27 protein-coding genes are annotated in these 25,520 nt (G+C 54.5%); 11 read left to right on the forward strand and 16 right to left on the reverse strand.

Annotated elements, in window-relative coordinates:
• Window positions 1-2: 2 nt before the first annotated feature.
• The 6 genes from EI185_RS02485 to EI185_RS02510 form a co-directional block, all read right to left on the reverse strand.
• Window positions 3-251, reverse strand: a complete 249-nt coding sequence (locus tag EI185_RS02485; protein WP_124703524.1) for a YlcI/YnfO family protein — start codon at window positions 249-251, stop codon at window positions 3-5.
• Window positions 238-669 (reverse strand): putative toxin-antitoxin system toxin component, PIN family, encoded by a 432-nt coding sequence (locus EI185_RS02490; RefSeq protein WP_124703525.1) that lies wholly within the window; start codon window positions 667-669, stop codon window positions 238-240. The genes EI185_RS02485 and EI185_RS02490 overlap by 14 nt, the downstream gene beginning before the upstream one ends.
• Window positions 670-963: 294 nt before the next feature.
• Window positions 964-2,109 (reverse strand): hypothetical protein, encoded by a 1,146-nt coding sequence (locus EI185_RS02495; RefSeq protein ID WP_124703526.1) that lies wholly within the window; start codon window positions 2,107-2,109, stop codon window positions 964-966.
• An 18-nt stretch (window positions 2,110-2,127) separates the two neighbouring features.
• A complete protein-coding gene (locus EI185_RS02500; RefSeq protein WP_124703527.1) occupies window positions 2,128-3,096 on the reverse strand; it encodes a nucleoid-associated protein in 969 nt (322 codons plus the stop codon).
• A 12-nt stretch (window positions 3,097-3,108) separates the two neighbouring features.
• Window positions 3,109-4,320 (reverse strand): restriction endonuclease subunit S, encoded by a 1,212-nt coding sequence (locus EI185_RS02505; protein ID WP_124703528.1) that lies wholly within the window; start codon window positions 4,318-4,320, stop codon window positions 3,109-3,111.
• Window positions 4,321-4,375: 55 nt separating this feature from the next.
• On the reverse strand, window positions 4,376-5,941 hold the full coding sequence (locus tag EI185_RS02510) for a type I restriction-modification system subunit M (RefSeq protein WP_124703529.1): 1,566 nt from the start codon (window positions 5,939-5,941) through the stop codon (window positions 4,376-4,378).
• 620 nt (window positions 5,942-6,561) lie between these two features.
• Between EI185_RS02510 and EI185_RS02515 the strand changes: the two genes are divergently transcribed.
• Together EI185_RS02515 and EI185_RS02520 are read left to right on the forward strand one after the other, a co-directional pair.
• A complete protein-coding gene (locus EI185_RS02515) occupies window positions 6,562-6,963 on the forward strand; it encodes a helix-turn-helix transcriptional regulator (protein ID WP_124703530.1) in 402 nt (133 codons plus the stop codon).
• Between the two features lie 2 nt (window positions 6,964-6,965).
• A complete protein-coding gene (locus EI185_RS02520) occupies window positions 6,966-8,300 on the forward strand; it encodes a type II toxin-antitoxin system HipA family toxin (RefSeq protein WP_124703531.1) in 1,335 nt (444 codons plus the stop codon).
• 109 nt (window positions 8,301-8,409) lie between these two features.
• Here the strand turns inward: EI185_RS02520 and EI185_RS02525 are convergent, their stop codons facing one another.
• Both EI185_RS02525 and EI185_RS02530 read right to left on the reverse strand, forming a co-directional pair.
• Complete coding sequence (locus EI185_RS02525) at window positions 8,410-9,237, reverse strand: metallophosphoesterase family protein (RefSeq protein WP_124703532.1); 828 nt, start codon at window positions 9,235-9,237, stop codon at window positions 8,410-8,412.
• On the reverse strand, window positions 9,234-10,196 hold the full coding sequence (locus tag EI185_RS02530) for a diacylglycerol/lipid kinase family protein (RefSeq protein ID WP_124703533.1): 963 nt from the start codon (window positions 10,194-10,196) through the stop codon (window positions 9,234-9,236). Before EI185_RS02530 ends, EI185_RS02525 begins: the two co-directional genes overlap by 4 nt.
• Before the next feature lie 283 nt (window positions 10,197-10,479).
• Between EI185_RS02530 and EI185_RS02535 the strand changes: the two genes are divergently transcribed.
• Window positions 10,480-10,758, forward strand: coding sequence for a hypothetical protein (locus EI185_RS02535; protein WP_223247623.1), 279 nt, complete (start codon window positions 10,480-10,482; stop codon window positions 10,756-10,758).
• 69 nt (window positions 10,759-10,827) lie between these two features.
• Here the strand turns inward: EI185_RS02535 and EI185_RS02540 are convergent, their stop codons facing one another.
• Both EI185_RS02540 and EI185_RS02545 read right to left on the reverse strand, forming a co-directional pair.
• A complete protein-coding gene (locus EI185_RS02540; protein ID WP_124703534.1) occupies window positions 10,828-11,640 on the reverse strand; it encodes a metal-dependent hydrolase in 813 nt (270 codons plus the stop codon).
• Complete coding sequence (locus EI185_RS02545) at window positions 11,637-12,146, reverse strand: dihydrofolate reductase (protein ID WP_124703535.1); 510 nt, start codon at window positions 12,144-12,146, stop codon at window positions 11,637-11,639. Before EI185_RS02545 ends, EI185_RS02540 begins: the two co-directional genes overlap by 4 nt.
• 118 nt (window positions 12,147-12,264) lie before the next feature.
• Here EI185_RS02545 and EI185_RS02550 point away from each other — a divergent pair, with 118 nt between their 5' ends.
• Entirely contained in the window at window positions 12,265-12,540 is a 276-nt protein-coding gene (locus tag EI185_RS02550; protein WP_124703536.1) for a hypothetical protein, read from the forward strand.
• A 329-nt stretch (window positions 12,541-12,869) separates the two neighbouring features.
• On the opposite strand, the gene EI185_RS02555 is transcribed toward EI185_RS02550, so the two are convergent.
• The 6 genes from EI185_RS02555 to aat form a co-directional block, all read right to left on the reverse strand.
• The gene (locus EI185_RS02555) at window positions 12,870-13,514 is read right to left on the reverse strand and encodes a MarC family protein (protein ID WP_223247630.1); all 645 of its coding nucleotides are present in this window, start codon (window positions 13,512-13,514) and stop codon (window positions 12,870-12,872) included.
• A 12-nt stretch (window positions 13,515-13,526) separates the two neighbouring features.
• Entirely contained in the window at window positions 13,527-14,321 is a 795-nt protein-coding gene (locus tag EI185_RS02560) for a thymidylate synthase (RefSeq protein ID WP_124703538.1), read from the reverse strand.
• Window positions 14,322-14,486: 165 nt separating this feature from the next.
• A complete protein-coding gene (locus EI185_RS02565; protein WP_124703539.1) occupies window positions 14,487-16,859 on the reverse strand; it encodes an EAL domain-containing protein in 2,373 nt (790 codons plus the stop codon).
• Window positions 16,860-17,258, reverse strand: coding sequence for a truncated hemoglobin (locus tag EI185_RS02570; RefSeq protein WP_223247624.1), 399 nt, complete (start codon window positions 17,256-17,258; stop codon window positions 16,860-16,862). It abuts the gene before it with no gap.
• Complete coding sequence (locus tag EI185_RS02575) at window positions 17,221-17,955, reverse strand: arginyltransferase (RefSeq protein WP_124703540.1); 735 nt, start codon at window positions 17,953-17,955, stop codon at window positions 17,221-17,223. The genes EI185_RS02570 and EI185_RS02575 overlap by 38 nt, the downstream gene beginning before the upstream one ends.
• Window positions 17,939-18,637 carry a leucyl/phenylalanyl-tRNA--protein transferase gene (gene aat, locus EI185_RS02580; RefSeq protein WP_124703541.1) on the reverse strand — a complete coding sequence of 233 codons (699 nt, stop codon included), beginning with the start codon at window positions 18,635-18,637 and terminating at the stop codon, window positions 17,939-17,941. The genes EI185_RS02575 and aat overlap by 17 nt, the downstream gene beginning before the upstream one ends.
• 225 nt (window positions 18,638-18,862) lie before the next feature.
• Between aat and EI185_RS02585 the strand changes: the two genes are divergently transcribed.
• From EI185_RS02585 to ccoP, 7 genes are all read left to right on the forward strand, one after another.
• Complete coding sequence (locus tag EI185_RS02585) at window positions 18,863-19,447, forward strand: OmpW/AlkL family protein (RefSeq protein ID WP_124703542.1); 585 nt, start codon at window positions 18,863-18,865, stop codon at window positions 19,445-19,447.
• Window positions 19,448-19,476: 29 nt separating this feature from the next.
• On the forward strand, window positions 19,477-22,011 hold the full coding sequence (locus EI185_RS02590; RefSeq protein WP_223247625.1) for a heavy metal translocating P-type ATPase: 2,535 nt from the start codon (window positions 19,477-19,479) through the stop codon (window positions 22,009-22,011).
• Window position 22,012: 1 nt separating this feature from the next.
• The gene (gene ccoS / locus EI185_RS02595) at window positions 22,013-22,195 is read left to right on the forward strand and encodes a cbb3-type cytochrome oxidase assembly protein CcoS (protein ID WP_124703543.1); all 183 of its coding nucleotides are present in this window, start codon (window positions 22,013-22,015) and stop codon (window positions 22,193-22,195) included.
• A gap of 61 nt (window positions 22,196-22,256) precedes the next feature.
• Window positions 22,257-23,675 (forward strand): cytochrome-c oxidase, cbb3-type subunit I, encoded by a 1,419-nt coding sequence (gene ccoN, locus EI185_RS02600; RefSeq protein WP_124703544.1) that lies wholly within the window; start codon window positions 22,257-22,259, stop codon window positions 23,673-23,675.
• An 18-nt stretch (window positions 23,676-23,693) separates the two neighbouring features.
• On the forward strand, window positions 23,694-24,311 hold the full coding sequence (gene ccoO / locus EI185_RS02605) for a cytochrome-c oxidase, cbb3-type subunit II (RefSeq protein ID WP_223247626.1): 618 nt from the start codon (window positions 23,694-23,696) through the stop codon (window positions 24,309-24,311).
• 2 nt (window positions 24,312-24,313) lie between these two features.
• The gene (locus EI185_RS02610) at window positions 24,314-24,481 is read left to right on the forward strand and encodes a cbb3-type cytochrome oxidase subunit 3 (protein WP_223247627.1); all 168 of its coding nucleotides are present in this window, start codon (window positions 24,314-24,316) and stop codon (window positions 24,479-24,481) included.
• A gap of 49 nt (window positions 24,482-24,530) precedes the next feature.
• On the forward strand, window positions 24,531-25,436 hold the full coding sequence (gene ccoP / locus EI185_RS02615; protein WP_124703546.1) for a cytochrome-c oxidase, cbb3-type subunit III: 906 nt from the start codon (window positions 24,531-24,533) through the stop codon (window positions 25,434-25,436).
• The last annotated feature ends 84 nt before the right edge of the window (window positions 25,437-25,520 follow it).

A 25,520-nucleotide genomic window follows, 5' to 3' on the forward strand; every position in this document is an offset into this window, starting at 1 on the left:
GACTATAAAATCTCGTCGCCTGCTTGCGGCGGCTCGCCACCCTTGCGGTTCAGCAAAGCCAGCGCCGCATCCAGATTGCCGCGCTTTGCCCGCTCCTGAAAATAATCCGCCGTTTTGATCGCTGCCAGCTTCTCTGCAATCGCGGTCACAATAAACTGGTTGAGCGAAGTGCCATCATCCCGCGCGACCTGCTCAACGGAATGCTTGAGTGAAGCAGGCAAACGCAAAGCGTAATTGCTAGTGGTTCCCATCGCGTAGCTCCTTTAAAAAATCACTCGGCGTCATCACTTTTAAATTAAATTTTTCCGCCGAGGGCAAAAAGTCCCTGATATTAAACGTCACAATGGCATCGGCTTGGCCGCTCACCGCCGCCTCCAACACCATGTCATCGTTGGCATCCTTTAGCTGCGGACGCCACAGATAAAACACCTCAACCGGCACAACCACGCCAGCCAACACATCCAGCAAATTATTCACGTCCGCCGCCGATACCCGCGCCGCCTTTAAATGAACCGGGCGAAGCAACACCGCCTCATACTCCATAAACAACGGCACGCTTGCGACCGTTTTAATCTTGCCCTGCAAGATGCGGCGCATGATTTCCGCCGCAGCCCCGGTGGGGCTACGCACAGCCGCCACTAAAACATTGGTATCAAGAATTATCGTCATATTGCCAGCAATATTATACTTAAACAGTAAACATGACAACCATCTCGTTGTTGATCGCCCTTGAACAGTCCGGAATTACCGGACAGTTGCCCCTGTTACTTAGCGTCTTCGGCAGTTGTCCGGAAATTCCGGACAACTGAATCCCCTGCAATTCGTCACTGGCATTTTCAGTTGGCTACAATTTGTAGCAACTGACTACCTGATTCTGAAAGAGCTTGATGTTACTCATGGGGCAGCACCCCTTCAGCTTGATGGCGAAGTCTTCGATGGCGGATTCGGTGAGTTTGGTCATCACTACATAGTGAATATAAATTGAGCGCAGATTGCTAATGCACAGATAGTAAAAATAATCACGAAGAGTCTATAGCCCTTAATCAAATAAATTGTTTTACAGAATCTTTCGACGACTTCGTTTTCATCTGATTCAACTTCAGCCTTATCAATTCCGGATTTTTTTATCAAAGCATCCAAATCATTTTTAAACTTTAATTTTAAGTATTCAACATTCTCAAGGATTCTATTGACTGTCATAACATTGAAGTATGACCAAACAAAAATAAGTATTACGGTAGCCGATATGGGCAATAACTCATCGCCAAAGCGCACCATAAGGAAAATGTAAGCGCCAAACTGAATTGGCATTGACGCAATCTTTGATAAAAAGTCAGATAAGCTAGATTGGTAATCCTTCAAATATTTATCTTTGTCTTCATCGAGTTCTTTTTTGAACTCAGCAAATGAAAAGTTGTGTTTGTATAACTCAAAATTTCTATTAGAAGATTCAATAATATGCTTAATATTCTTTAATACTTTTACAAACCTTAAATTCTCTTCAGGAATTGCTTTGGCATATTCAATCAGGCTTTCTTTAAAAAAATCTTCGTAGTCCTTATTGGCATCGATCTTCCTCTTAATCTCTTGATATTGCTTTTTTAGATCATTGTCACTGTCATAAAATTCTTCTACCCACTCATTGTTGCTGGTGATGTGCAATCTTCCGTGTTTGTTTGAAAGAAAAATTAATCTATTAAGGGCCTCATCATTGTACGAAGCAATATCTTTATCCAAAAACAGCTTTTTAAACTTGAAGTAATATTCCAAATTATCAAATAGCCTGGAGCAACTCTGAGGATCATCCATCGCCACAAATTCAATATCTTGGCATTCAGGATTGCTAGCATCTGCTTCAACAACAAGAATATCTGAAGAAAAATCAGATTCCCTTAAATACTTAACCGCCGATTCTTTGGATTTATAGATTTTTACAGGTTGGTCAGAAAGATCTATTGATACACCCTCAGCTTGGATTTCATACTTAATATTGAACTTATCAAGAATAGCAATGTGCTCTTGAATATCCTTAGAAAGAATTTTCAAGTCACTCTTGGAATGATCAGAGCAATCTCTTAATACGCGAATAAGTTCAGAGTATTTCGACATGAGAAGTCACTTCACCTATTACAGATTTTCTTTAATAGCATCAGCCAATTCCTTAGACCGAATATGAACGATACTGCCATCTTCTGAAACGCTAATACCTGAAGCAGAAAATTTTTCTCTTGATGCTTCCAGCTTAATTCCACCAGCAGTAACTGATACCTTAACAAACTTTTTTAATTGCGCCCCAGAAAGTTTAAATTCTCCATCAATATCCAAATCATTTTCTGCGCAATAAGTGGCGATTTTGTCTGAGTCTTTGTAAAGATAATCACTTAATTTACGGAGGTTTACGATTTTTGAAGGCCTGCCGTTTACATAGTCAAATATCTGCTTCTTTAATACATCTCGATCAGCCATACCTTCTGGCAGGTCAATTTTATTGGCTATTTCATACAAAGCGTCGCCATCTTTAGCCTCCTGCTTTGTGTCATCAACACCAACCCAATTCTCAAAATAGTCTGAAATATCCGTATTACCTTTAACCAAGTGGATATATCTATCATCAGACTCTGAATTCAGAACATCGAGATTGATCCTTACCCCCATCGCAAAATGATCCACGTCGAGGTACATGATCGACTCAACATCCCATGTCTTACCATCAGCGCGCTTAAGTAGTTTTCCAGAGGTGTTCCTAACGAGAAAGACTGACAGGAACATTCTCGTTGACTTATATGTACAAAAAACCAGATATCCGCCTTTCGCTGCTGGAATATTCTGAATACCGTCTTTTAGTTTTTGAGCCAAAGCGGCTGATACAGCAACTAAATTTATATTTTTAAAATCTGTAATGGCCGATTTAAACCCATCATCGGCAAATTTTGCTCTTCGGATGGTCTTTTTTGAGAAGGATTCATCTAATGATGAAATTATGGCTTTCACATCTGCATTATCTTTGTCTAATTCACTTGTGGTTAGAAAAAGTTCCGCGCCTGTGACTGTTTCTTGTTTCTTTATTTCATGTATTACAACTGATTTGATATCCATTACGCCCCCAAATTAAGCCACACGAACTTCTCCGCTCATCAACTTTGGCAACAACGTGTCGCGGAGTTTTTTGAGCGTACGGATTTGTCGGTCATTTTCCCAGCATTTCTCATAAATCGGTTGAATAGTTTCTATTGCTTGATCTTGTTGATGCTTAGGCGGGAGCAGTAATTTATATTTGCGAAAATCTTTCAAGACAATGCGAGGTATAACCGCCCCTGTGACAATGTTCGCCAAACCCTCTCCGGTGGAATCTAATTTTAGAAAGGTCGCCAACAGCAGTGGGTGATATTTCTCGTTAGGCCTCAAAATAGCAATTGATGACAAGATAACAACATCCATATCATCCTCAGCCACAAAAACATGCTTTAAGTAGCTGCCGTCCTTTGCAATCAGAATGTCATTCTTTAAAGGGCGACAATCCGTCCTTACCAATTCATCAAAATCTTCTTGAGAAATTTGACGACAGCTTGCCGTGTTTATTCCCCATTGGTACATATCCTTAACGGAAGCCATGGGCAGTCCAACCTCTACAGTAGACGGACTTGCATGTGCACCATCGGTAATTCTGCTGGTGACATCCTCAAGAGCAACTACCTCCCAATCCTCCTGCGCCTCTTCCACGAACCATTTGCGGAACAGGGTTGCTGCCATGGCTTCGAGGGTTTGGTTCTGGCGGTGCAGCAGGTCTATTTTGTCGTCGAGACTGCTGAGTACGGCGGCGATGGCTTCTTGTTCGGGGAGTGGTGGGAGGTTTACTACGTGATTTTTTAGTATTTCTGTTTTTAGATTTGTGAAAATTGAACCATTGCCTTGGACTAACAACGCCTCCCGCTCAACTAAAAGCAGGTAATACATAAACAGATCATTCGCACCCTTGAACTCGCGTAAAAGCATCCATCCATCGTGAATGCAAGCGCGAATTTTCATAAACCTAGGCAGGCCGGGTGTTGCGCTGTTCGAGAGGATGAAGTCACCCGGATAAACCACCCGGCTTTTTGATTCACCTTCCTTTCGGATGCATTCCTTCGTTGAATCTATGTAACGTGAGCCGGATGCCGTTGCGTCGGCAATCTTCACCCAAGGAGTGCCTTCACTCCCTAAGTAATCATGTATTGGTCGCGGCGACCCTCCACGAGTTATGTCGCAAACATCCGAGATTTTTACTTGCTGCCACTCACTCATACCTTCACCCTCGCCAAGTGCTCGGATACAATCCGACATGGATTGGGAATGCCCGGTCGGCGGACGTTTTCTGGAAAACCGGAAGCGTCCGTTTTCATTTGAGGTTCACCTTCGCCAGATTCTCGGCAATGGCCTTGTTCAGAGCGGCCTCTTCCAGCAACTGCGCCTCGAACTCAGCTTTCAGCGCGGCGAAGCGTTCGGCAAAGTTGAAGTCGTCCTCTTCATCGACCAGTCCAACATAGCGCCCTGGCGTGAGCACATAGTCCAGCTCTTGCACACGCGCCAGCGGCACGGTGGCGCAATAGCCTTTGATGTCTTGATACGGCTGGATTCCCGCCTGCGCGGGAATGGCGGAGGAATTGAGCCAGGCATGGTAGGTGTCGGCGATGTGCTGGATGTCTTCGTGCGCGAGTTCCTTGGTGCGGCGGTTGATGAGGTGGCCGAGGTTGCGCGCGTCGATGAACAGGATTTCGTTTTTGCGCGGGTGGCCGTTGCTGCGGGCGCGGTTCATGAACCACAGCGCCGCCGGTATCTGCGTATTCAAAAACAGCTTGGCGGGCAAGTTGACGATGCAGTCGATCAGGTTGCCATCGGCGATCAACGCCTTGCGGATTTCGCCTTCGCCGCTGGTTTTGCTGGTAAGCGCACCTTTGGCCAGTACCACGCCCGCCTTGCCCTGCGGGTTGAGGTGGTAGGCGAAGTGCTGCAACCACGCGAAGTTGGCATTGCCCGCTGGCGGCGCGCCGTATTGCCAGCGGCCATCGCCGCGCAGCAGTTCGCCGCTCCAGTCGCTGACATTGAACGGCGGATTGGCGATGATGAAGTCGGCTTTCAGGTCTTTGTGGGCGTCGTTGAGGAAGGAGCCTTCGTTGTTCCATTTCACTTGAGATGAATCGATGCCGCGTATCGCGAGGTTCATCTTCGCCAGCCGCCAGGTGGTCTGGTTGCTCTCCTGCCCGTAGATGGAGATGTCGTTGACGCGGCCTTGATGCTCAGCAACGAATTTTTCCGACTGCACGAACATGCCGCCCGAACCGCAGCAGGGATCGAACACCCGGCCTTTGTAGGGTTCCAGCATCGCCACCAGCAGTTCCACAATGCTGCGCGGGGTGTAGAACTGCCCACCCTGCTTGCCTTCGGCCAGCGCGAATTCGCCAAGAAAATATTCGAACACATGCCCCAGCACATCGGCGCTGCGCGACTTGGCATCGCCCAGCGCAATATTGCCCACCAGATCAATCAAGCCGCCGAGGCTGGCGGGGTCGAGGTTTTGCCGCGCGAACACCTTGGGCAACACGCCCTTGAGCGAGGGATTTTCCTTCTCGATGGCATCCATCGCCTCATCGACCACGCTGCCGATGTCGGGCAGCTTGGCTTTGGCAACAAGGAACGACCAGCGCGCCTCGGATGGCACGAAGAAGATATTCTCCGCCTTGTATTCGTCCTTATCCTCGGGATCGGCTCCGGCGTATTCACCCTCACCCGCTTGCAGCCTGGCAAACATCTCCTCGAAGGAATCGGAGATGTACTTCAGAAAGATCAGGCCCATCACCACATGCTTGTATTCGGCGGCGTCGATGTTCTTGCGCAGCTTGTCGGCGGCTTTCCAGAGTTGTTTTTCCAGCGGTTCGTCTTTGTTTTCTTTTGCTGCTTTAGCCATGATTGTTTTTGATTTCTTTATCTAGCAGTGGGATGTGCCTAGGAGTGTAGAGGGGTAACAAGTATTTACCAACCTAAATACCAGCTTGAGGGCAACATCCTGCCCGCCGAATAAAGAAAGTTCAATCCAAACAGCATACAAAAATCGCCATGGACATTAATTTTGGGAGAAAGTGGCTACTTGTTAACCATTCCGGATGTCCGGTTATGGGATACCGCAAAAAGATAACTTATTTTTCCACTGCCCGAAACCTGCCTCACGTGACCTACCGCTCATGTGTAGGTTTGTCCAACGCCTGCCCACCCACCTCGGCTGGTCATCTGCCGCTTGCACGGTCGGGACAGACATCGAACAAACCTACACAAAAGCGGTCATTGGCTTGACACACCACGAATGATCAGAATGAGTTACCTAGCGCCGTAGGCTATGGGTGGCTTCGCAGGGCAGATGAACGAAGGAGGGGTGATGGGGCTGCAACGAAAGAGAGTAAATACAGACTGTGAGTTGTAAATTATATTTACATACCAAAGTTTGTAAATGTAATATACAAACAGAGGGCTGTTAATCCTATTTACAGTCCAATATTTGTATTGCTACATGACTCATGAACGGAGGCAAAAGTGATTTATCCCATCAAGACCCTCAGCCAGCTCCCTCTGGTCCTCAAGGGTTTTCGCAAGGAAAAAGGGCTGACTCAGGCAGCCATGGCTGAAAAACTGGGAATCACTCAGCAAAGTTATGCCTACTTTGAAGCCAATCCGGCGACAGCGACGCTTGAGAGGCTTTTCATGGTGCTGCGCATGCTGAATGTTGAAATTTCTCTGGATCAAACTTCTCCCGCTACCGGCATGGGTGCTACGCCTTCCGTCAAGGTCACCAGCAAGCGCCCCTCCAAGGGCAAGGCTATGGTCCAGAAGATCAGCAAGACACCCGGCTCCGTAGCGATCGGGAAGAAAAAGCCGCCGGCCGTTGCCAAAGTGGGCCGTATTGTTGCCCCGACAAGAAAGAAAGAAAGCTGGTAACCATGGGGCGCCGTGCAAAGACACAAAGGCTGAACATCTGGATGAACGGCATCCCTGTTGGCACTTGGGAAACGGCTCGACAAGGCGAACGCCTGGGTTACTTCGATGAATGGCTCACGGACGAACAGTCTCGCCCCTTGTCCTTATCACTTCCATTCCTGCCGGGAAATGCACCCTACCAAGGGCAGATCGTTACTGACTATTTCGACAACATGCTGCCCGACAACGATGCCATTCGCCGTCGTCTGGCGCAGCGTCACCAGGCTGGTGGCATTGATCCCTTTCGACTGCTGGCAAAACTGGGCCGGGACTGCGTGGGTGCCATACAACTCCTCCCCGAAGATGAGGCGCCGTCGGACCTGTATGAAATCAACGAGGAGAAGTTGAACACCGCGGAAATCGCTCAACGACTACGCAACACCACATCGGCTCAAGCCTTGGGGCAACATGATCACGACGGGGATCTGAGACTGTCCATCGCGGGGGCGCAGGAGAAAACCGCCCTGTTGCGTCACAAAGGCAAATGGCTGCTGCCCCATGGAAGTACCCCGACAACGCACATCTTCAAACTGCCATTGGGCCTGGTCGGCCATATGCAGGCCGATATGCGCACCTCGCTGGAGAACGAATGGATGTGCTCAAAAATCATGGAGGCCTACGAAATTCCCATTGCGCGGTGTGAAATCGAGCATTTCGAGGACCAGAAAGCCCTCGTCGTCGAGCGATTCGACCGCACCCCATCAAGCGATGGAAGCTGGATCATCCGTCTGCCCCAGGAAGACATGTGCCAGGCAACGGGTACGTCGCCATTGCATAAATATCAGTCAGACGGCGGCCCAGGAATTACTCAAATCATGGAATTGCTACTCGGGTCGGACGATGCTGAGCGGGACCGGAATAACTTCTTCAAAACCCAGATCATTTTTTGGGTGCTGGCGGCCATCGATGGTCACGCGAAGAACTTCAGCATCGCCCATCTCCCCGGTGGTAGCTACCGCGCCACGCCGATCTATGACGTGCTTTCTGCCCATCCCGTCATTGGGAAAGGAAAGAATCAAATTTCCCCGTATAAGGCAAAACTTGCCATGGCGGTGCGGGGAAGTACCCATTACTACCTGATTGAGAAAATCCAGCGACGGCACTGGATTGCGCAAGCACAGCAAGTCGGGCTCGGGGCTGCCGCGGCAGGGCGATTGATTGAGGAGGTTGTTGAGTCCACGGAATCCGTGATTGGCGAAGTGGGCAACTTGTTGCCGGATGACTTTCCCATGGATATGGCAGAAGCCGTATTCAACGGAATGAGAAGGCAGTCTACCAAGTTAGCTGCTGCTCTTTGAGCGTTGCAAGTAAAGGATTTTTGTATCAGTGATTAAGCGCGCAATGCGATTGCCGTGAGTTGGCAGCGCATTTTCCAAACTTGAAAACAGGGGCAGGCTTGCTATCGCGTCAGTCAGTATGAATGGATGTATCAATATCTAGCTTCTTGATCTCAACCGGCCGAAAGCACTGCTGCGACGACACATAGTCCCATCGTTCGATCACCGCGCCGCGGCGCTGTTCCCCTTGCCCGTTATAGCGTATCAGGTTCACCGAGTTACCGACTTCATGTCGAACCCGTGATGAAACGGCGGTGCCTGCCTGAATTGCCCACAGCTTGCGTGGCAGCTCAGCAAATTGCTTATGCAATGCCAGCACATAGGGTAGATGGATATGGCCGCCGAGGATGATATCAGCGCCTGCCTGGGCCCATCGGGGTATGGCTTCCAAGCGCCCATGGAGAAGATTGGTTTCATCCTGCGCCCGTGTTACGGCAACCGGTTGATGGGTGACGACAATGCGCAACTGGGTTGGGGCCGCCTGTTCAAGCCGCTGCGCCACACGTTCAATCTGTTCAATGGACACTTCGCCATCCGTATGGCGGTATAAACGCGTCGTGTTCAGGGCGATAACGAGTAACTGATCCGATTCGAATACCGGTTCCAGGTCGGTACCAAACTCTCGACTGTAATTCGCATACGGGTAAAACAATCGAGCTGCCACATTGAAAAGTGGAATATCGTGGTTGCCGGGAATGGCGAGTGTCACGGCCACTCCCAGTCGATCGACAAATGCGCGCGCCGCTCGAAACTGTTTGCGTCTTGCGCGCTGGGTAATATCACCCGACAGCACCACCAGATCCGGAGCCTGCTCGTGGGCAAGCCGAACCAATGCCTCTACTACCGGCGGCTGCTCGGTGCCGAAATGCGTATCGGATATTTGTAGCAGCACAGTCATGACTGCCCACTCACAGACAAATCAGGTTCAGGCTTGAGTAAAAACAAAAACTCGGGGGCGACGCGAAATTCGATCGGTGCCTGCAGCCATTCGATCTCGCCATCCGTCGCAATTTTCACGCGGCGGCTACCATAAGGCAGCGCCGGGGTGACGCTGATATGTTTGAAAGCGAAGTGGGAAACGCTGTCGGCCTCGCCGAGCTGCCCGAACGCGCCGCGTAACAGCAGCCACAGCATGGCCAGGGTTCCTACCGGCCGCAAGGATATGGCGGCGAGCTGGCCTTGCTCCAGTAAATATGCCTGAGGGATGCCTATCTGTTCCAGTTGCAGCCGGTTATTACCTACGAACAATGTCGGGGTGCGCACCACTCGCGTTTCGCCGCGATATTCGATACGCAGGCGCAATTGCCGATGTTCGCGCAGCAGAGAGATGAATCCCGCCCAGAATGCCACCAGACGACTGCGTCCGAATTGCTGCTTGTAGGCCTCACGATTTTCAAGCAATTGCGGGTACAAACCCATACTGGCATTGACCAGGAATACCCGATCATTGACCAGGCCTACCTGTACCGGGTGAGCCCGGGCAGTGAGCAACAGTCGCGCGGCTTCAGCCGTGTCGGATGGAATTCCGTGAGTACGGCTGAAATAGTTGAAGGTACCTTGCGGCAGCACGCCGAACGGGCAACCACTGGGCAGCGTTGCCTGGGCAACTGCATTGAGGGTCCCATCACCGCCCGCCGCAACGACTACGCCTCCCCTGGGTTTGGCCTTCTCGACCGTCTGGCGGGCGAGATCGTGCAGCCGGGCGGGGTCTTCGACCATGCTTATATGATGCTCGCGGCCCGCATGCGTCAAAATCTCTTCGATTATGGCGCGTGTTTTTGCAGTGTCATGGTTACCGGAGCCGACATTCAGCACGATGAACAACGGGGCGTTAGGGTCTACCGAGACAGGAATCATGAGCGGGAAAAGATATCCTCTAGAATTTCAAGTCATGCAGAGGGTTTTTCTGAATTTGTACAACCCTTATGACTGGACATTACGCAACAATTGCGTAGACGGAAAGCACATTGAATGTTGCAGATCAAGAATACGCCGCTATTGAAGCCCCTCTCATCCCCGCTAATAAATTTAATAGTGGCTCATTCCCAGAACTTTGGATGTACGGAAGCGCACGGTATATGTAAATTCAGAGGTCGAAAATAAATAATCATTGGTACTCCCGGATCAATGTTGGCCAACCATGCTTTCTGGTCAGAAAACGATCTGGCGCGAAGGGCCGGTAACCTGGTTATTTATTTTTGATTTCACAGACTGGAGAAACATCATGCCGTTAAAAAAAGGAACGAGCAAAGCAGCCGTCAGCAGCAATGTAAAAACCCTGGTTCATGAGTGGGAAAAAGATGGCAAAATCGGCAACAGCCACCCCGCCAGCAAACAAAAAGCGGTCAAACAGGCTATTGCGATTTCATTGAAAAAAGCGGGGAAAAGCCGCACCCAGACGCACGTGCACAAGAAGTGACTTCCGGATAATCGAGATGCTTTCGTTAGCAACGGGGCGATGAACTCGCCCGTTGCCAATCGGTATACCTCAGAGCTTGATCATTTCATCCGGCTGCATTACTTCCAGTTTGGCTTTCACGCCCTGCTTGGCCAACGCGGCCTTGAATTCGGCCGGTGTGCCGTCCAGTACCGGGAAGGTGCCGTAGTGCATAGGCACGACCATCAGCGGCGCAACCATTTTGGTTGCCAGTGCGGCGCGGCCCGGTCCCATGGTGAAATGGCCGCCGATACATGCCAGCATCACGTCCACTTTGTGAAAGCGCGGGATGAGCGTCATGTCGTTGAATACATCGGTGTCGCCGGTGTGATAGATCACCGGGCCGTTCTTGATGCTGATCAGGAATCCGCCCGGGTTGCCGCCCCCGTGGATATCCTTGCCGTTTTCATCCATCACGGTGGAGCTGTGGATGGCCGGAATGAAAGCAACTTTCACATCGCCTCCGAGCAGGGTGAGTTCGCCGCCGAAATTACCCTCGGTATCCATGCCCGCCTGCGCCTTGGGGAATCCGCCGTAGGTGACCAGCGCGTTGCCTAGATCAAACGTGCTGACTAGGTGTGCGCCGGTTTTTTTGGCAATCGCCACCGCATCGCCGACATGATCGAAATGGCCGTGACTGATCAGGATCAGGTCCACATGCGTAAGCCCCGCCAGATCGGCTTTGCCGTTTTTATTCGCGGGATTGGTAATCCACGGATCGATCAGCAGCACTTTGCCGCTCGGCGTGGTGATCTTGAATGCGGAATGGCCGTACCAGGTCAGTTCCGTCTGCCCCGCCCACGCCGCGCTTACTCCCAGCACCATGCTGAACACAAAAATCACCAGTACTTTGATTGCTTTCATTTTGACATCCCCTTACGTTGGTAAACCACAAAATCATAGTTCAGTGCGCTCGCCTCATCGTAGCGCGGGTTGCGGCTGAACTCTTCCCAATCGGTGCGCTCGAATTGGGGAAACCAGGCATCGCCGGCAAATTCGGCGTGAATTTCGGTCAGATAAAGCCGGTCCGCCAGGGGTAATGCCTGTTCGTAAAGTTGCGCACCACCGATAAAGAATACTTCCGGATCGCCTGCACAGGCGGCCAAGGCTTCCGGGATGGAGTTCGCTACCAGGCAACCGGCGGGCGCACTGTAAGCGGTACGCGAAATGATCACTGTGGTGCGCCCCGGCAGTGGGCGCCCGATGGATTCAAAGGTCTTGCGTCCCATCAATATATGGTGCCCCATGGTGAGTGCCTTGAAATGCTTGAGTTCTTCCGGCAAACGCCACGGCAGCGTATTGTGAATGCCGATAACGCGATTTTTTGCCAGCGCGGCGATGAGCGCGATGCGGGGCTTGGGATGCAGCATGTTTTCTCCTGGTTTCGAACATTATATCCAGCCTGGGGCAGTAAAGAACTGCGCGGAAGAGCCGTAATGTATAAAATTCAGCCTCAAGATAAGCCCTCATGACGATCGAGCAACGACCATGCTGAACCTGATTATTTCTACCATCGCCTTCATCATCGCCGCCTGGTGGCTTAACCGTTACCTGGATGACATGAAAATCGGCAAGGGCATGACGCGCGGCATGCTGGTGTTTGTACTGGCTTCGGTGGTGTCATGGGGAACCGGATCGGTGGTGGACTGGACCCAGGTCAAAATCGAGGGTCCGCAACCGCCGTCGCTGGCTTCCGGCGATTTAACGCAAATTCTCAAAGCAGTTCAACAGGCGCAAGGCCCCGTCACAGCCATAACGCCTTAAAGGCTTCTTTAACAATTCATGGTTGACCCAAAACAAGACGCGGAAATAATTCATCGCGCCGCATATGATTTATATGTCAGCAAGAAATTTTTCCGCAACGTTGCCGTTGGGATGAAATATGAACCTGAAAAAATCAGTCAGCCACAGAGAACACAGAGTTCACAGAGGCAATGGGGTTCGCACGGATGGACAATGCGTCGCCCAACTCGCAAAAACAATTGCTTGCCGTAAATATCGACTTCACCCATCAGGTGAACCGGAAAAAATATGCGGAACCCGCTTCATCTCTGTGGCTTGAATTGCGGTTTTTAAGATGAGTTTTTAGGCCCTTAACGCGACAGCCCCGGAAACAGCGCCAATAAACCGTCTGCCATGAACTGTACCGCCATCGCGGCGAGTATCAGCCCCATCACGCGCGTGGCGATGTTGAGGCCGGCTGTACCGAGGCGTGCGCCGATCGGTTCGGCCAAACGCAATACCAGCCAGACGACCACCCCGACCGCAACGATACCCAGGCTGAACACCAGTTTTTCCGGCCAGTTTCCCGCCTGATGGGCGTCAACAATGGCCAGGCTGATTGCTCCCGGACCCGCCAACAGCGGAATCGCCAGCGGCACCACGGCAATGTCATTCTTGGATTCGGCTTCGGTTTGTTCGGCATCGGTCTGCCGCGCAGGGCTGGTTCGAGCGTGAAACATGGCGATCGCAATCAGCAATACCAGCAGTCCGCCTGCGATACGAAACGCCGGCAGGCCGATGCCGAAAAACGACAGCAAAGAATCCCCTACCCACACGGCGAGAATCAGGATCACCGCCACGGCGATGGCGGCTTTGGCGGCAGTGCGGTGCATTTCCGTGGAGCGCCGGTCCGCGGTCAGGCTGAGATAAATCGGGATGGCGCCGAGAGGATTCAGAATGGCAAAAATGCCTACCAGGTATTTGATTTGCTCGGCCCAGACGGGTAACAGCGTCATCACGAATCTTTCTTACACCGCCACCGGTGCTTTGATCGCCGGATGCGGGTCGTAGCCTTGCAGTTCGAAATCTTCAAACTTGAAGGCAAACAAGTCGGTGACTGCGGGATTCATCTGCATGGTGGGTAACTGACGCGGTTCGCGTGTGAGTTGCTCGCGGGCTTGATCGAGGTGGTTCGAATACAGATGCGCATCGCCCAGGGTATGGACGAAATCGCCGGGTTTGAGGCCGCTCACCTGCGCCAGCATCATGGTAAGCAGCGCGTAGCTGGCGATGTTGAACGGCACACCGAGGAAGATGTCGGCGCTGCGCTGATAAAGCTGGCAGCTTAATTTTCCGTCGGCAACATAGAACTGGAAAAAGGCATGGCAGGGTGCCAGCGCCATTTTGTCGAGGTCGGCGACGTTCCACGCAGACACAATGATGCGGCGCGAATCCGGATTGTGTTTGAGGTCGTGCAGCACGCGCGCAATCTGGTCAATATGCCCGCCGTCCGGCTTGGGCCAGTTGCGCCACTGGTGTCCATAGACCGGACCCAGGTCACCGTTCTCGTCGGCCCATTCGTCCCAGATTTTGACGCCGTTTTCCTTCAGGTAACGGATATTGGTGTCGCCCTGCAGGAACCACAACAACTCGTGGATGATGGAGCGCAAATGGCATTTCTTGGTCGTCACCAGCGGAAAACCCTGGCTTAGATCAAAGCGCATCTGGTGGCCGAAAACGGAAAGGGTACCGGTGCCGGTGCGGTCGGATTTTTGAGTGCCGTGCTCCAGCACGTGGCGCATCAGATCAAGGTATTGGCGCATGGTAGTTTAGCGTAGCAGGTTAAATAGGTTTGATTAGACGATGAACGGATTCTTGCGAAACAAGCCCTTGGGATGCGCGCAAACCTATATTATCCTGCAATTCCGGCAGAAACAGGCAGAACCTGTCTTCACTCGCATACCGCAGGTATTTGACCACCCAACTGCTCACTTGACAGCTGCAAGCAACGCGCTCAACTCGTCCTCGGGCAGCGCACGGCTGATCAGGTAGCCCTGGATCAGGTCGCATCCGAGCTGCTCCAGTTTGATGCGTTGCGCTGCGGTTTCCACACCCTCTGCCACCACTTCCAGGCCGAGGCCATGTGCCAGACCGATGATGGCTGACACGATGGCGGAGCTTTGCACATTCTCGACGATATCGGTCACAAAACTGCGATCTATTTTCAGGCTGTTAATAGGCAAATGGCGCAAATAGCTAAAACTGGAATAACCCGTGCCGAAATCATCCAGCGCAAGCCGTACACCCAGCGCGCTCAGTTCGTTAAGCTTGGCAATGGAGCTGCCCATGTCGCCGATCAGCGCTGTTTCCGTGATTTCAAGTTCCAGAAAATTCGCTGGCAAACCACTCTCGGCCAGCGTCTGGCGTACGTGCGCGACCAGGCCTTTGCTGGAAAAATGCAGCGCAGACAAATTGACTGCTACCGTCAGCGGCAAACCCGCGTCGCGCCATGCTACAGCCTGGGCACAGGCAGCGGTGATCGCCCATTCGCCCACGGGCACGATCAGTCCCACCTCCTCCGCCATGGCAATAAAGTCCTTGGGCGAAATCATGCCATATTCAGGATGCTGCCAGCGTAACAGCGATTCGACCGAGCTGATTTCACCGTCATCGAGCCGGTATTTTGGCTGGTAGTGCAGCACCAGTTCATGCCGTTCCAGGGCACGATGCAGGGAAGCCTCCAGCGTCAAGCGGTGCGACGCCTGCTCGAACATGCCCGAGCTGTAATAACTGATGCATTCACTGTCATTGCTACTGCCCCGATTGAGTGCGGTGGCCGCGGTGCGCAACAGGCTTTCGGCATCGCTACCGTCGGACGGATAGAAAGTCACGCCGGCGCAGGCCTTGATAAAGACTTCTCTACCCTCTACATTGAACGGGATCTGGAATGTTTCGATCAGCTGCTGAACTCTGCGTGCCGCCTCGCCTGGATAAACCAGATTGGAGAGGATAACCAGAAACTTGTCGCTATCCGGTCGCGCCAGAGTGTCTTCGCCATGCATCAGCGGCTTCAGGCGCTGCGCAACCTGCTGCAATACCTGATTCCCCCCCGCGTGACCGAGGTTGTCATTGACTGCCTTGAAGCGTTTGAGATTGAGTTGCACCACGCCGACCAGACGGTGGCGGCGTTCGGCCTCGTTGAGAGCGGAGCGTAAACGCTCCACTGCCAGTACCTGATTGGGGAGATCAGTCAGGCTGTCATGCGTGGCCAGATGGGCAAGTGCGGCTTCCTGCTGTTTGCGTTCAGTAATATCGTAAGCGGTGCCCAGACCGGCCTGCCTGCCTTCATAGATAATCACTCCGGCAGTGAAATCCAGCCAGCGGGTTTCGCCGGTGCGAGTCTGGATCGGAATCTCATAACGGCTTGGCACCTCCTGCCCGGCCATTCTGGCATCGGCCCGTGCATGTGCCAATTCCCGGTAATCCGGGTGCACCAGCTGCCAAGGCTGCATATTGCGTAATTCCGCCGCGCTATAACCGCTGATTCTCTCGGCTTCCGGGTTTGCATAAACGATGTAATCGCCCTGATAGATAAAAATCGCCGCAGCCGTGGTTTCAGTCAGGGTACGAAACTTCACTTCGCTGGCCTGCAGCGTCTCACGTGCGGCTTGATGCCGGAGTACTTCGCTGCGCAGTTGCTCGGTACTGGTACTGATGATCTGTTCCAGTTCGGCCTGACTTTGACGGCGGCGAACTGCATACACCCGGATCAGATATGCTGTGAAGAGCAGCGTGGCCAGCACTAACAAAGCATTGATCTGTATTGTCATCAACAACACGCGTCGCGACCGGTTGCGCTGTTCCTGAAATTGCTGGAGCCGCAACCGCTGCACGCTCTGGAATGCCTGCAAATCGCGCACTATGGCGGCCATCTGTGTCTGCCCAGCAGGCGTCTGCGTCTGGGCTAGCGGCCTGGTATCGGTTGTGCCCGGAGACGCGTCCAGTTCTGACATATATGACCATACATGCTGGCGCAGCTGAATAATCTGGCCATAGCCTTCCGTAGTGGTGCGCATCAGCAGGCCAAGTTCCCTCAGCGCATTTTCTGCTTCTTGAATATCCTGCCGATACCGTTTGAGCGTTTGCGCATTGGCATCATGCAGGTATGCAGCATGGTCGACCTTGGCCTGCTGCAGTTGCGACCAGAGATGTTCGCTGTAATACAGAGCACGATAAGTTGTATTCACCTGCGATTCGGCCACCAGGTTGTTCTGGTTGCCACGATAAAGCAGCCATGCCGTCACCAGCACCAGGCCAGCCAGGACCAGGACTATCCGCACAAGCCAAGTGTGTTTTTCCATTTATTTTGGCATTTGATTTTGAAGATTGGCGCCGATGCCAACGGCCATTTGCAGCCATTGTTTGGCGAGATCCGGGGGCACGTATATGGCCATGGTATCGCCAAACAATGCCAGCCAACGTTCGAAAACTACTGGCGTCAGCCCCAGCGTCCGGTGCCGGCCCAGCATGTCGAACTGACGTGGCTGCGCCAATATGCCACCCATCGCGACCCACCAGAAATCGGCGATGAGCGCCTCATGCTCGGAAAAATCGGTGATGCCGTCAAAATATCCATGCAACACCGGGTCCGTCCGCAGCTTGGTATAGAACGCGTGTACCACCTGATCGACACGGTCGCGGCCGATTTTCGCGCACAGCGGTTCAAGTTTGCGCCGGTAAGAAGATGCGCCAGTCATCATCGATCAATCCTTGCAACGGTTGGTATTGGCTCTTGTAAGCCATCTTGCGGCTGGCTTCGATCCAGTAGCCCAGATATACATAGGGCAGGCCGAGGTTGCGCGCCAGTTCGATTTGCCACAATACGCTGTACACACCAAGGCTGCGCTGTGACAGATCCGGGTCAAAAAACGTGTAAACGGCAGACAGTCCATCCTCGACCTGATCAATCACGCTGACCATGCGCAACACTCTCGCTTCACGGAATTCCACCAGATAAGTATCCACGTTGCTTTGCAGCAAAAAGTGCGCGTACTGGTCGCGGTCGTCGTGATCCATGCCGCCGCCCGCATGCCGAGATGCCTGGTAACGTTGGTACAACTTGTAGTGCTCAGCATCAAAAAACGGGCGCCGCGGCTCCGCCACCAGATCCGCATTGCGCTTGCCGGTACGGCGCTGGGTACGACTCGGGGTGAATTCATTCACGACCACGCGCACAGGTATGCATGCCTGACAGCTGGCGCATTGCGGGCGGTAGGTGAACAGGCCGCTGCGCCGGAAGCCGGATTGAATCAACTGGCTGTATGCCATGTCATCCACCAGATGCGCAGGCGTCACGACTTGCGAACGCGCCGTTTGCGCCGCCAGGTAACTGCACGGATACGGCGAAGTCAGGTAAAACTGCAACCGCGCGAACGGCAGGTCATTCAATAAGGTCATGGTCGAAGCGCCAGGGAGTGAGCACTGCCGGCAAGTTTATCAAGTTATTCAGCTGCGCGATAAAATCTGCACGGGGAATTTCGCGTGCGCCAAAGCGCGCCAGATGCGGCGTGTTCATCTGGCAATCGATCACGCCAAAGTCCCAGCGTTGTAATTGGCGCACCAGATGTACAAAAGCGATTTTCGAAGCATCCGGCACCAGCGTGAACATAGATTCACCGTAAAACGCCCGTCCCAGCGCAATGCCGTACAAACCGCCCGCCAGCCTGCCGTCTATCCAGGTCTCGATGCTATGCGCCACACCCATCTGGTGCAGGCGCGTATACGCGGCGATCATTTCCGCACTGATCCAGGTACCGCTCTGCCCCGCGCGCGGTTTGGAACATCCCGCAATGACTTCTGCAAAAACGGTATCCACACGAATCTCATAGTGGCGCTTGCGCAGCACCTTGGCGAGCGAACGCTGCACCACCAGCTCCTGCGGAAACAGCACCATGCGCGGGTCCGGACTCCACCATAGAATGGGATCACCGGGGTTGTACCAGGGGAAAATGCCGCGCGAATAAGCATCCACCAGACGCGCCGGGGACAGGACGCCCCCCGCAGCCAATAACCCGTCCGGGTCACGCAACGCCTTGCATACGGCCGGAAAATCCTCATCGTCACTAAGCCAGGTCAACATGAGTGAATTCTATCCTGCTGCATACATTTACTACAGCACGCAACACCTGTTTCACATTGTCTCCCAGCTTGTTCGTCAATTCATTCATTGACAACAATCTTACAATGCGTTGACAATTTAACCATGTCAGTAGTATGGTTAAACACAGATACAAAATATTCTGATTTGTTAATAAACGGAATTTTAAGTATCCATGACCATAACCCTCAACTCAGGAGAGGCACCATGAAACGCACCGCACTGATACTCGCCTTCGCTACCGCATCGGTCACCCATTTCGCCCAGGCTGCGGACGGTAACTGGCTGGTAAGAGTTCGCGCCATCCAGATAGATCCTTCCGCCCATTCATCACCGCTGGCCGGGGTAGACGTGGATTCCCAGATAGTTCCGGAACTGGATTTCACCTATTTCTTCAGCAAACACCTCGCTACCGAACTGATTCTGGGAACCGCGCGCCATAAAGTAACACTCAATGGCGTCAGCCTCGGCAAAGTCAATCACCTACCACCCACACTGACCCTGCAGTGGCATTTTTCCCCGGACAGCAAAATCAGGCCTTACGTGGGCGCGGGCGTCAATTACACACGTTTCTATAACGTGGACCTGACCGGTCTGGATGTAGACAGGAACAGTTTTGGCGGCGCATTGCAAGCCGGCGTAGACATTGCCGTTACCGACAACAGCTATATCAACCTGGATGTGAAAAAAGTCTATATCAGCACCAAGGTAAAAACGACCGCAGGCGCGTACGTCACCGATCTGGACATCAATCCGGTAATCATCGGTGTCGGTTACGGCTGGCGCTTCTAGTCAACTGACCCAGCCAGAGGGCGGCAGCCATGCCAATGGGTAACGGCAGTCACGATATGCCCACCTGTTTCCACTGCGGCAACCCGTTGCCGCCCGGTGCGCATTATCCGGTCGATCTCCCGGATGCCCGTTGCAATACCTGCTGCCATGGCTGCCAGGCGGTCGCACGGATGATCGTGAGCAGCGGCAACGCCGCCTACTATCGCCACCGCACCAGCCTGCCCTCCACCGCTGCAGCGCCCGCCGCCGACGAAATCCTGCAACAACTGCGGCTCTATGACCTGCCGGAAATCCAGCAGTCCTTCGTCAAGCCAGGCGAAGGTGACCTGCGCGAGGCCGCGCTGATTCTGGAGGGTATTGTGTGCGCCGCCTGCATCTGGCTGAACGAGCGCCATATCGCGCAGTTACCAGGTGTAGTCGCGGTAGAGATCAATTTCGCCACGCACCGGGCGCGGGTGCGCTGGGACAACAGCCGTATCCAGCTCTCCGACATTCTGCATGCAGTCCGCGACATCGGCTATGCCGCCTACCCATTCGATGCTGATCGCCAGGAGGACGTATTCAGGCGCGAACGTGCGGCCGCCCAGCGCAGACTGGCGATAGCCGGACTGGGCATGATGCAGGTCATGATGTATGCCATCCCGTCTTATCTAGCTGATCCCGGCAGCATGACCTGGGACATCCAGGCGTTGATGCGCTGGGCCAGCCTGATGCTCACCCTGCCGGTGGTGTTTTACTCGGCGTGGCCATTTTTCCTGGGTGCATGGCGCGACCTCAAGCGCCGCAGCCTAGGCATGGATGTGCCGGTGGCGCTGGGCGTAGGCGCCGCGTTTGCTGCCAGCGTTTGGGCGATACTGACCCATTCCGGCGATGTGTATTTCGATTCGATCACCATGTTCGTGTTTTTCCTGCTCAGCGGGCGCTATCTGGAAATGGGCGCGCGACGCAAATCGGCAGCGGCGCTGGAAACCCTGGCCAAACTGATTCCCGCCGTTGCCAACCGATATCTGGATTATCCGGCACAACAGGAAACGCAAAGCGTGCCGGTCACCCGGTTGGCCGCAGGCGACACCTTGCTGGTGAAACCCGGTGAGGCGATTCCGGCGGATGGCATTGTGCTCACGGGCAGCAGCGCGGCGGACGAGTCCCTGCTCACCGGCGAAGCGCATGCGTTGCCAAAGGTAGCGGGCGATCGCCTGGTGGGTGGCGCCATCAACGTGACCGGCCCCCTGGTCATGCGCGTAGAAAAAACCGGTGCCGACACCGTGCTGTCCGGCATTCTGCGCCTGCTCGACCGCGCCCAGGCAGAAAAGCCCCGCATCGCCCGGCTGGCGGACCGGTTCGCCGCATGGTTCGTGCTCGCCTTGCTGCTGCTGGCCACAGGCGTTGCGCTGGGCTGGTACTGGGTGGATCCGGCACGGGCGTTCTGGATCACGGTTTCGGTACTGGTGGTGAGCTGCCCCTGCGCGCTCGGTCTGGCCACCCCGGCCGCCCTTACCGCCGCAGCCGGGCGTCTCACCGGCATGGGGCTGCTCGCCACACGCGGCCACGCGCTGGAAACGCTGGCGCGTGTCACCCACATCGTGTTCGACAAGACCGGCACCCTTACCTACGGCAGGCTCACCCTGCTCGACACCCTGCCCTTGGGCGAAACCTCAGCGGCGCGCTGCCGCGCCCTGGCTTCCACCCTGGAGAGCGTTTCCGAACATCCCATAGCACATGCCCTGCACGATCCCGACGCGCCCACCCTGCCCGGCCACTCCATTACCAATGTGCCGGGGTACGGTCTGGACGGCATCGTCGAAGGGCGTCATCTGCGCCTGGGCCGCCCGGATTTTGTGGCGCAATTGCATGGCCGGCCACTGCCGCTCCATCTCGAGTTGCGGGATAGCCTGACCATGGTTGCGCTGGGCGACGAACACGGCTGGCTGAGCATATTTCTGCTGGGCGACCAGTTGCGCCCGGACGCCGTGCGGGCGGTGGCGCGTCTGAAAAAACTGGGGATGGAAGTCAGCCTGCTATCCGGCGACGGCAACGCCACCGTGGCGCATGTGGCCAGTCAACTGGGCATCGAGCATTATGCCGGGCAGCTTATGCCCGAGGACAAGCTTGCACGCATGCGCGCACTGCAAAGCGGCGGTCAGATTGTCGCCATGCTCGGCGACGGGGTAAACGATGCACCAGTGCTCGCCGCGGCCCAAGTTTCCATCGCCATGGGGCAGGGTTCGGATGTGGCTCAGGCCAGCGCCGATATGGTGATGATGAACGGCCAGCTGGAACGACTGGCGGATGCGATGGTGCTGGCCCGGCGCACCGCCGCGATCATCCGGCAGAACCTGGCGTGGGCAGTGGTCTACAATCTGGCCGCCATTCCCGCCGCGGCCCTGGGGTTTGTCACGCCGTGGATGGCGGGTATCGGCATGTCGCTTTCGTCGCTGCTGGTGGTGCTCAATGCCCTGCGCCTGAGCCGCATGCGACTTGGTACTGGCGGCAATGGCGCGCCAGTTCACACCACCGCCGAAGCAGGCACGGCAGTGGCTGTGCCCGCGCTGGAAGGACCCTGACATGGACATTCTGTTCCTGCTGATTCCACTCAGCGTGATCCTGGTTGTATTCATCGCAGCGGCATTTTTATGGGCGGTGAAAGCAGGCCAGTTCGAGGATATGGAAGGGCCAGCGCACCAGATTCTGATGGATGACGACAAACCTCCCGGTAAAAAATCATCAGACGAACAAGGTTTTAGTTAGGCGGCACCAGTCAATCAATGACGTGTAATTTTGCTTGTGACAAACAAAGGAGAGGCACAGCATGGAAACAACAACCTACAACTACAAGGTCATCCGTCAGTTCGCCATCATGACCATCGTCTGGGGCATAGTCGGCATGCTGGTGGGTGTCATCATCGCCTCCCAGCTGATCTGGCCGGAACTGAACTTTGGCGTACCGTGGCTGAGTTACGGACGGTTAAGGCCGCTGCATACCAATGCAGTGATTTTTGCCTTTGGCGGCACCGCGCTGTTTGCTACGTCCTACTATATTGTGCAGCGCACCTGCCAGGTTCGGCTCTACGCAGAGAAGCTCGCCGCTTTCACGTTCTGGGGCTGGCAGGCGGTGATCGTGGCGGCGGCCATCACGCTTCCGCTGGGCTATACCACCTCGCATGAATACGCAGAACTGGAATGGCCGATCGACATTCTCATTACCCTGGTGTGGGTGGCCTACGCGGTGGTGTTCTTCGGCACCATCATCAAACGCCGCACCAAGTACATTTATGTATCCAACTGGTTTTTCGGCGCCTACATTCTGACCATTGCCATTCTGCACATCGTCAACAGCGCCGAGATTCCGGTGTCCATGACCAAATCCTACTATGTTTATTCCGGTGTCCAGGACGCCATGGTGCAGTGGTGGTACGGCCATAATGCGGTGGGGTTTTTCCTCACCACCGCTTTCCTCGGCATGATGTATTACTTCATTCCCAAGCAGGCCGGGCGCCCGATTTTCTCCTACCGCCTGTCGGTCGTGCACTTCTGGTCGCTCAACTTCATCTACATGTGGGCGGGCCCGCACCATCTGCAATACACCGTGCTACCCGACTGGACACAATCCCTCGGCATGGTGTTCTCGCTGATGCTGCTGGCGCCGAGCTGGGGCGGCATGATGAACGGCATCATGACCCTGTCCGGTGCCTGGCATAAATTGCGCACCGATCCGATCCTGAAGTTTCTGGTGACGGCGCTGTCGTTCTACGGCATGTCCACCTTCGAAGGTCCGATGATGTCGATCAAGACCGTGAACGCCCTGTCCCACTATACCGAGTGGACCATCGGCCACGTGCATTCCGGCGCACTCGGCTGGGTGGCGATGATTACCATCGGCTCCATGTACTACCTGATCCCGCGCCTGTTCGGGCGCGAAGAAATGTACAGCGTCAAACTGATCACGCTGCACTTCTGGGTAGCCACCATTGGCGTGGTGTTCTACATCGCCGCGATGTGGATTGCCGGGGTAGCGCAAGGTTTGATGTGGCGCGCTTCCAACCCGGACGGCACGCTGACCTACAGTTTCGCCCAGGTGCTGAACGCAATGTATCCGTTCTACACCATCCGGCTGCTGGGCGGCCTGATGTTCTTTAGCGGCATGTTGATCATGGCCTACAACGTATGGAGAACGGTATCCGCCGGCAGGATAGTGGAAGCGCAGATACCCCAGGCCGTACACGCTTGAACGGATAACAGGAGAAAAATGATGGAATCATTTCACCAGAAGATCGAAAAGAACACCGGCCTGTTCATCATGCTCACCCTCCTGGTGGTGAGCATCGGTGGCCTGGTACAGATCGTGCCGCTGTTTTTCCAGAAATCCACCACCCAGCCGGTGGCGGGCATGATGCCCTACACCGCGCTGCAGCTGACCGGACGAGACATCTACATCCGCGAAGGCTGCGTCGGCTGTCACTCGCAGATGATTCGTCCGTTCCGCGCGGAAACCGAGCGCTACGGGCACTACTCGGTAGCCGGAGAATCGGTATACGACCACCCCTTCCTGTATGGCTCCAAGCGCACCGGGCCGGATCTGGCGCGGGTGGGTGGCCGCTACTCGGATGACTGGCACCGTACCCACCTGAACCATCCACAGGACGTGGTACCTGAATCCAACATGCCGTCTTACCCGTGGCTGGCAAAAAACCCGGCGGATGCCAGCGACATCGAGACCAAGATGAAAGTACTGCGCATTGAGGGGGTGCCCTATACCGACGCCGATATCGCCGGCGCCAAAAATGAATTGCAGGGCAAGACCGAGCTGGACGCACTGATTGCTTACCTGCAAATACTCGGCACTTCACTCAAGGAAACGAGATGAGCATGGCAGGGACTATCGGAGCCATCGTCACAGTGGTCTTTTTCGTGATCTTTGTAGCCATTGTGCTGTGGGCATGGAGCGGACGGCGCAAAAAGGATTTCGACGCCGCCGCGAATCTGCCCTTCGAGGAAGAAGATACACCTTCGCGCATCCCGCACAAACACGACTAACCCGGTCCGGGGCGCCCGAGAAATCGCGCCCGGCTTAAGGAGAAATAACATGAGCGATTTTGTCAGCAGTTTCTGGAGCCTCTACATCGCCGGCATCACCGTCATCAGCATCGTCTGGGTAGCGTGGTTTCTCAAGACCCAGACCACGCGCAGACTCGCCGCCGGCGAAAAGGCCGAACTGATTGAAAAAGCCTGGGACGGCGACTTGCAGGAACTCAACAATCCGCTGCCGCGCTGGTGGCTGTGGCTGTTTTACCTGACCATCGTGTTCGGCGTGGCTTACCTGGCGCTGTATCCGGGGCTGGGCAGCTACAAGGGTATGCTGGACTGGAGTGCCACGGGCCAATGGCAGCAGGAACAGGCCAGGGCCAACGCGCAATACGGCCCGATTTTTGACAAATACCTGAAACAGGACCTGAAGGTGGTCGCGGCCGACCCGCAAGCACGCGAAATGGGTCAACGCCTGTTCCTGACCTACTGTTCGCAATGCCATGGTTCGGATGCGGCCGGCGCCAGGGGCTTTCCCAATCTGACCGATCATGACTGGCTCTACGGCGGCGACCCGGAAACCATCCAGGCCAGTATCGCCAATGGCCGTGCCGGCGTGATGCCTGCGCTGGGTGCTGCCCTGGGCGTGCAGGGCACGAAGCAAGTCGCCAACTACGTGCTGTCCCTGTCCGGGAGCAAACATGACGCGACGCTGGCCGCGGCCGGGCGCGACAAGTTTGCTACCTACTGCGCCGCCTGCCACCAGGCGAACGGCAAAGGCACGCAAGCCATGGGCGCGCCCAACCTGACCGACAAGGTGTGGCTCTATGGCGGCTCCGAAGCCACCATCATCGAAACCATCACCAAGGGCCGTAACGGCCACATGCCGGCACAACTGGACAAGCTGGGCGCAGCCAAGGTGCATCTGCTGGCGGCGTATGTGTATGGATTATCGCAGGGCAAGTAGGCGCTGAACCGGTGGGGCCTGCACAGGCGCGGCGCCCCACCCGCTTACCAACAGCAAAGGAACCCGGGCGTGGCCGAAGCAGGA

The sequence above is a fragment of the Sulfuriferula multivorans genome, from assembly GCF_003851125.1.
Lineage (GTDB): Bacteria > Pseudomonadota > Gammaproteobacteria > Burkholderiales > Sulfuriferulaceae > Sulfuriferula > Sulfuriferula multivorans.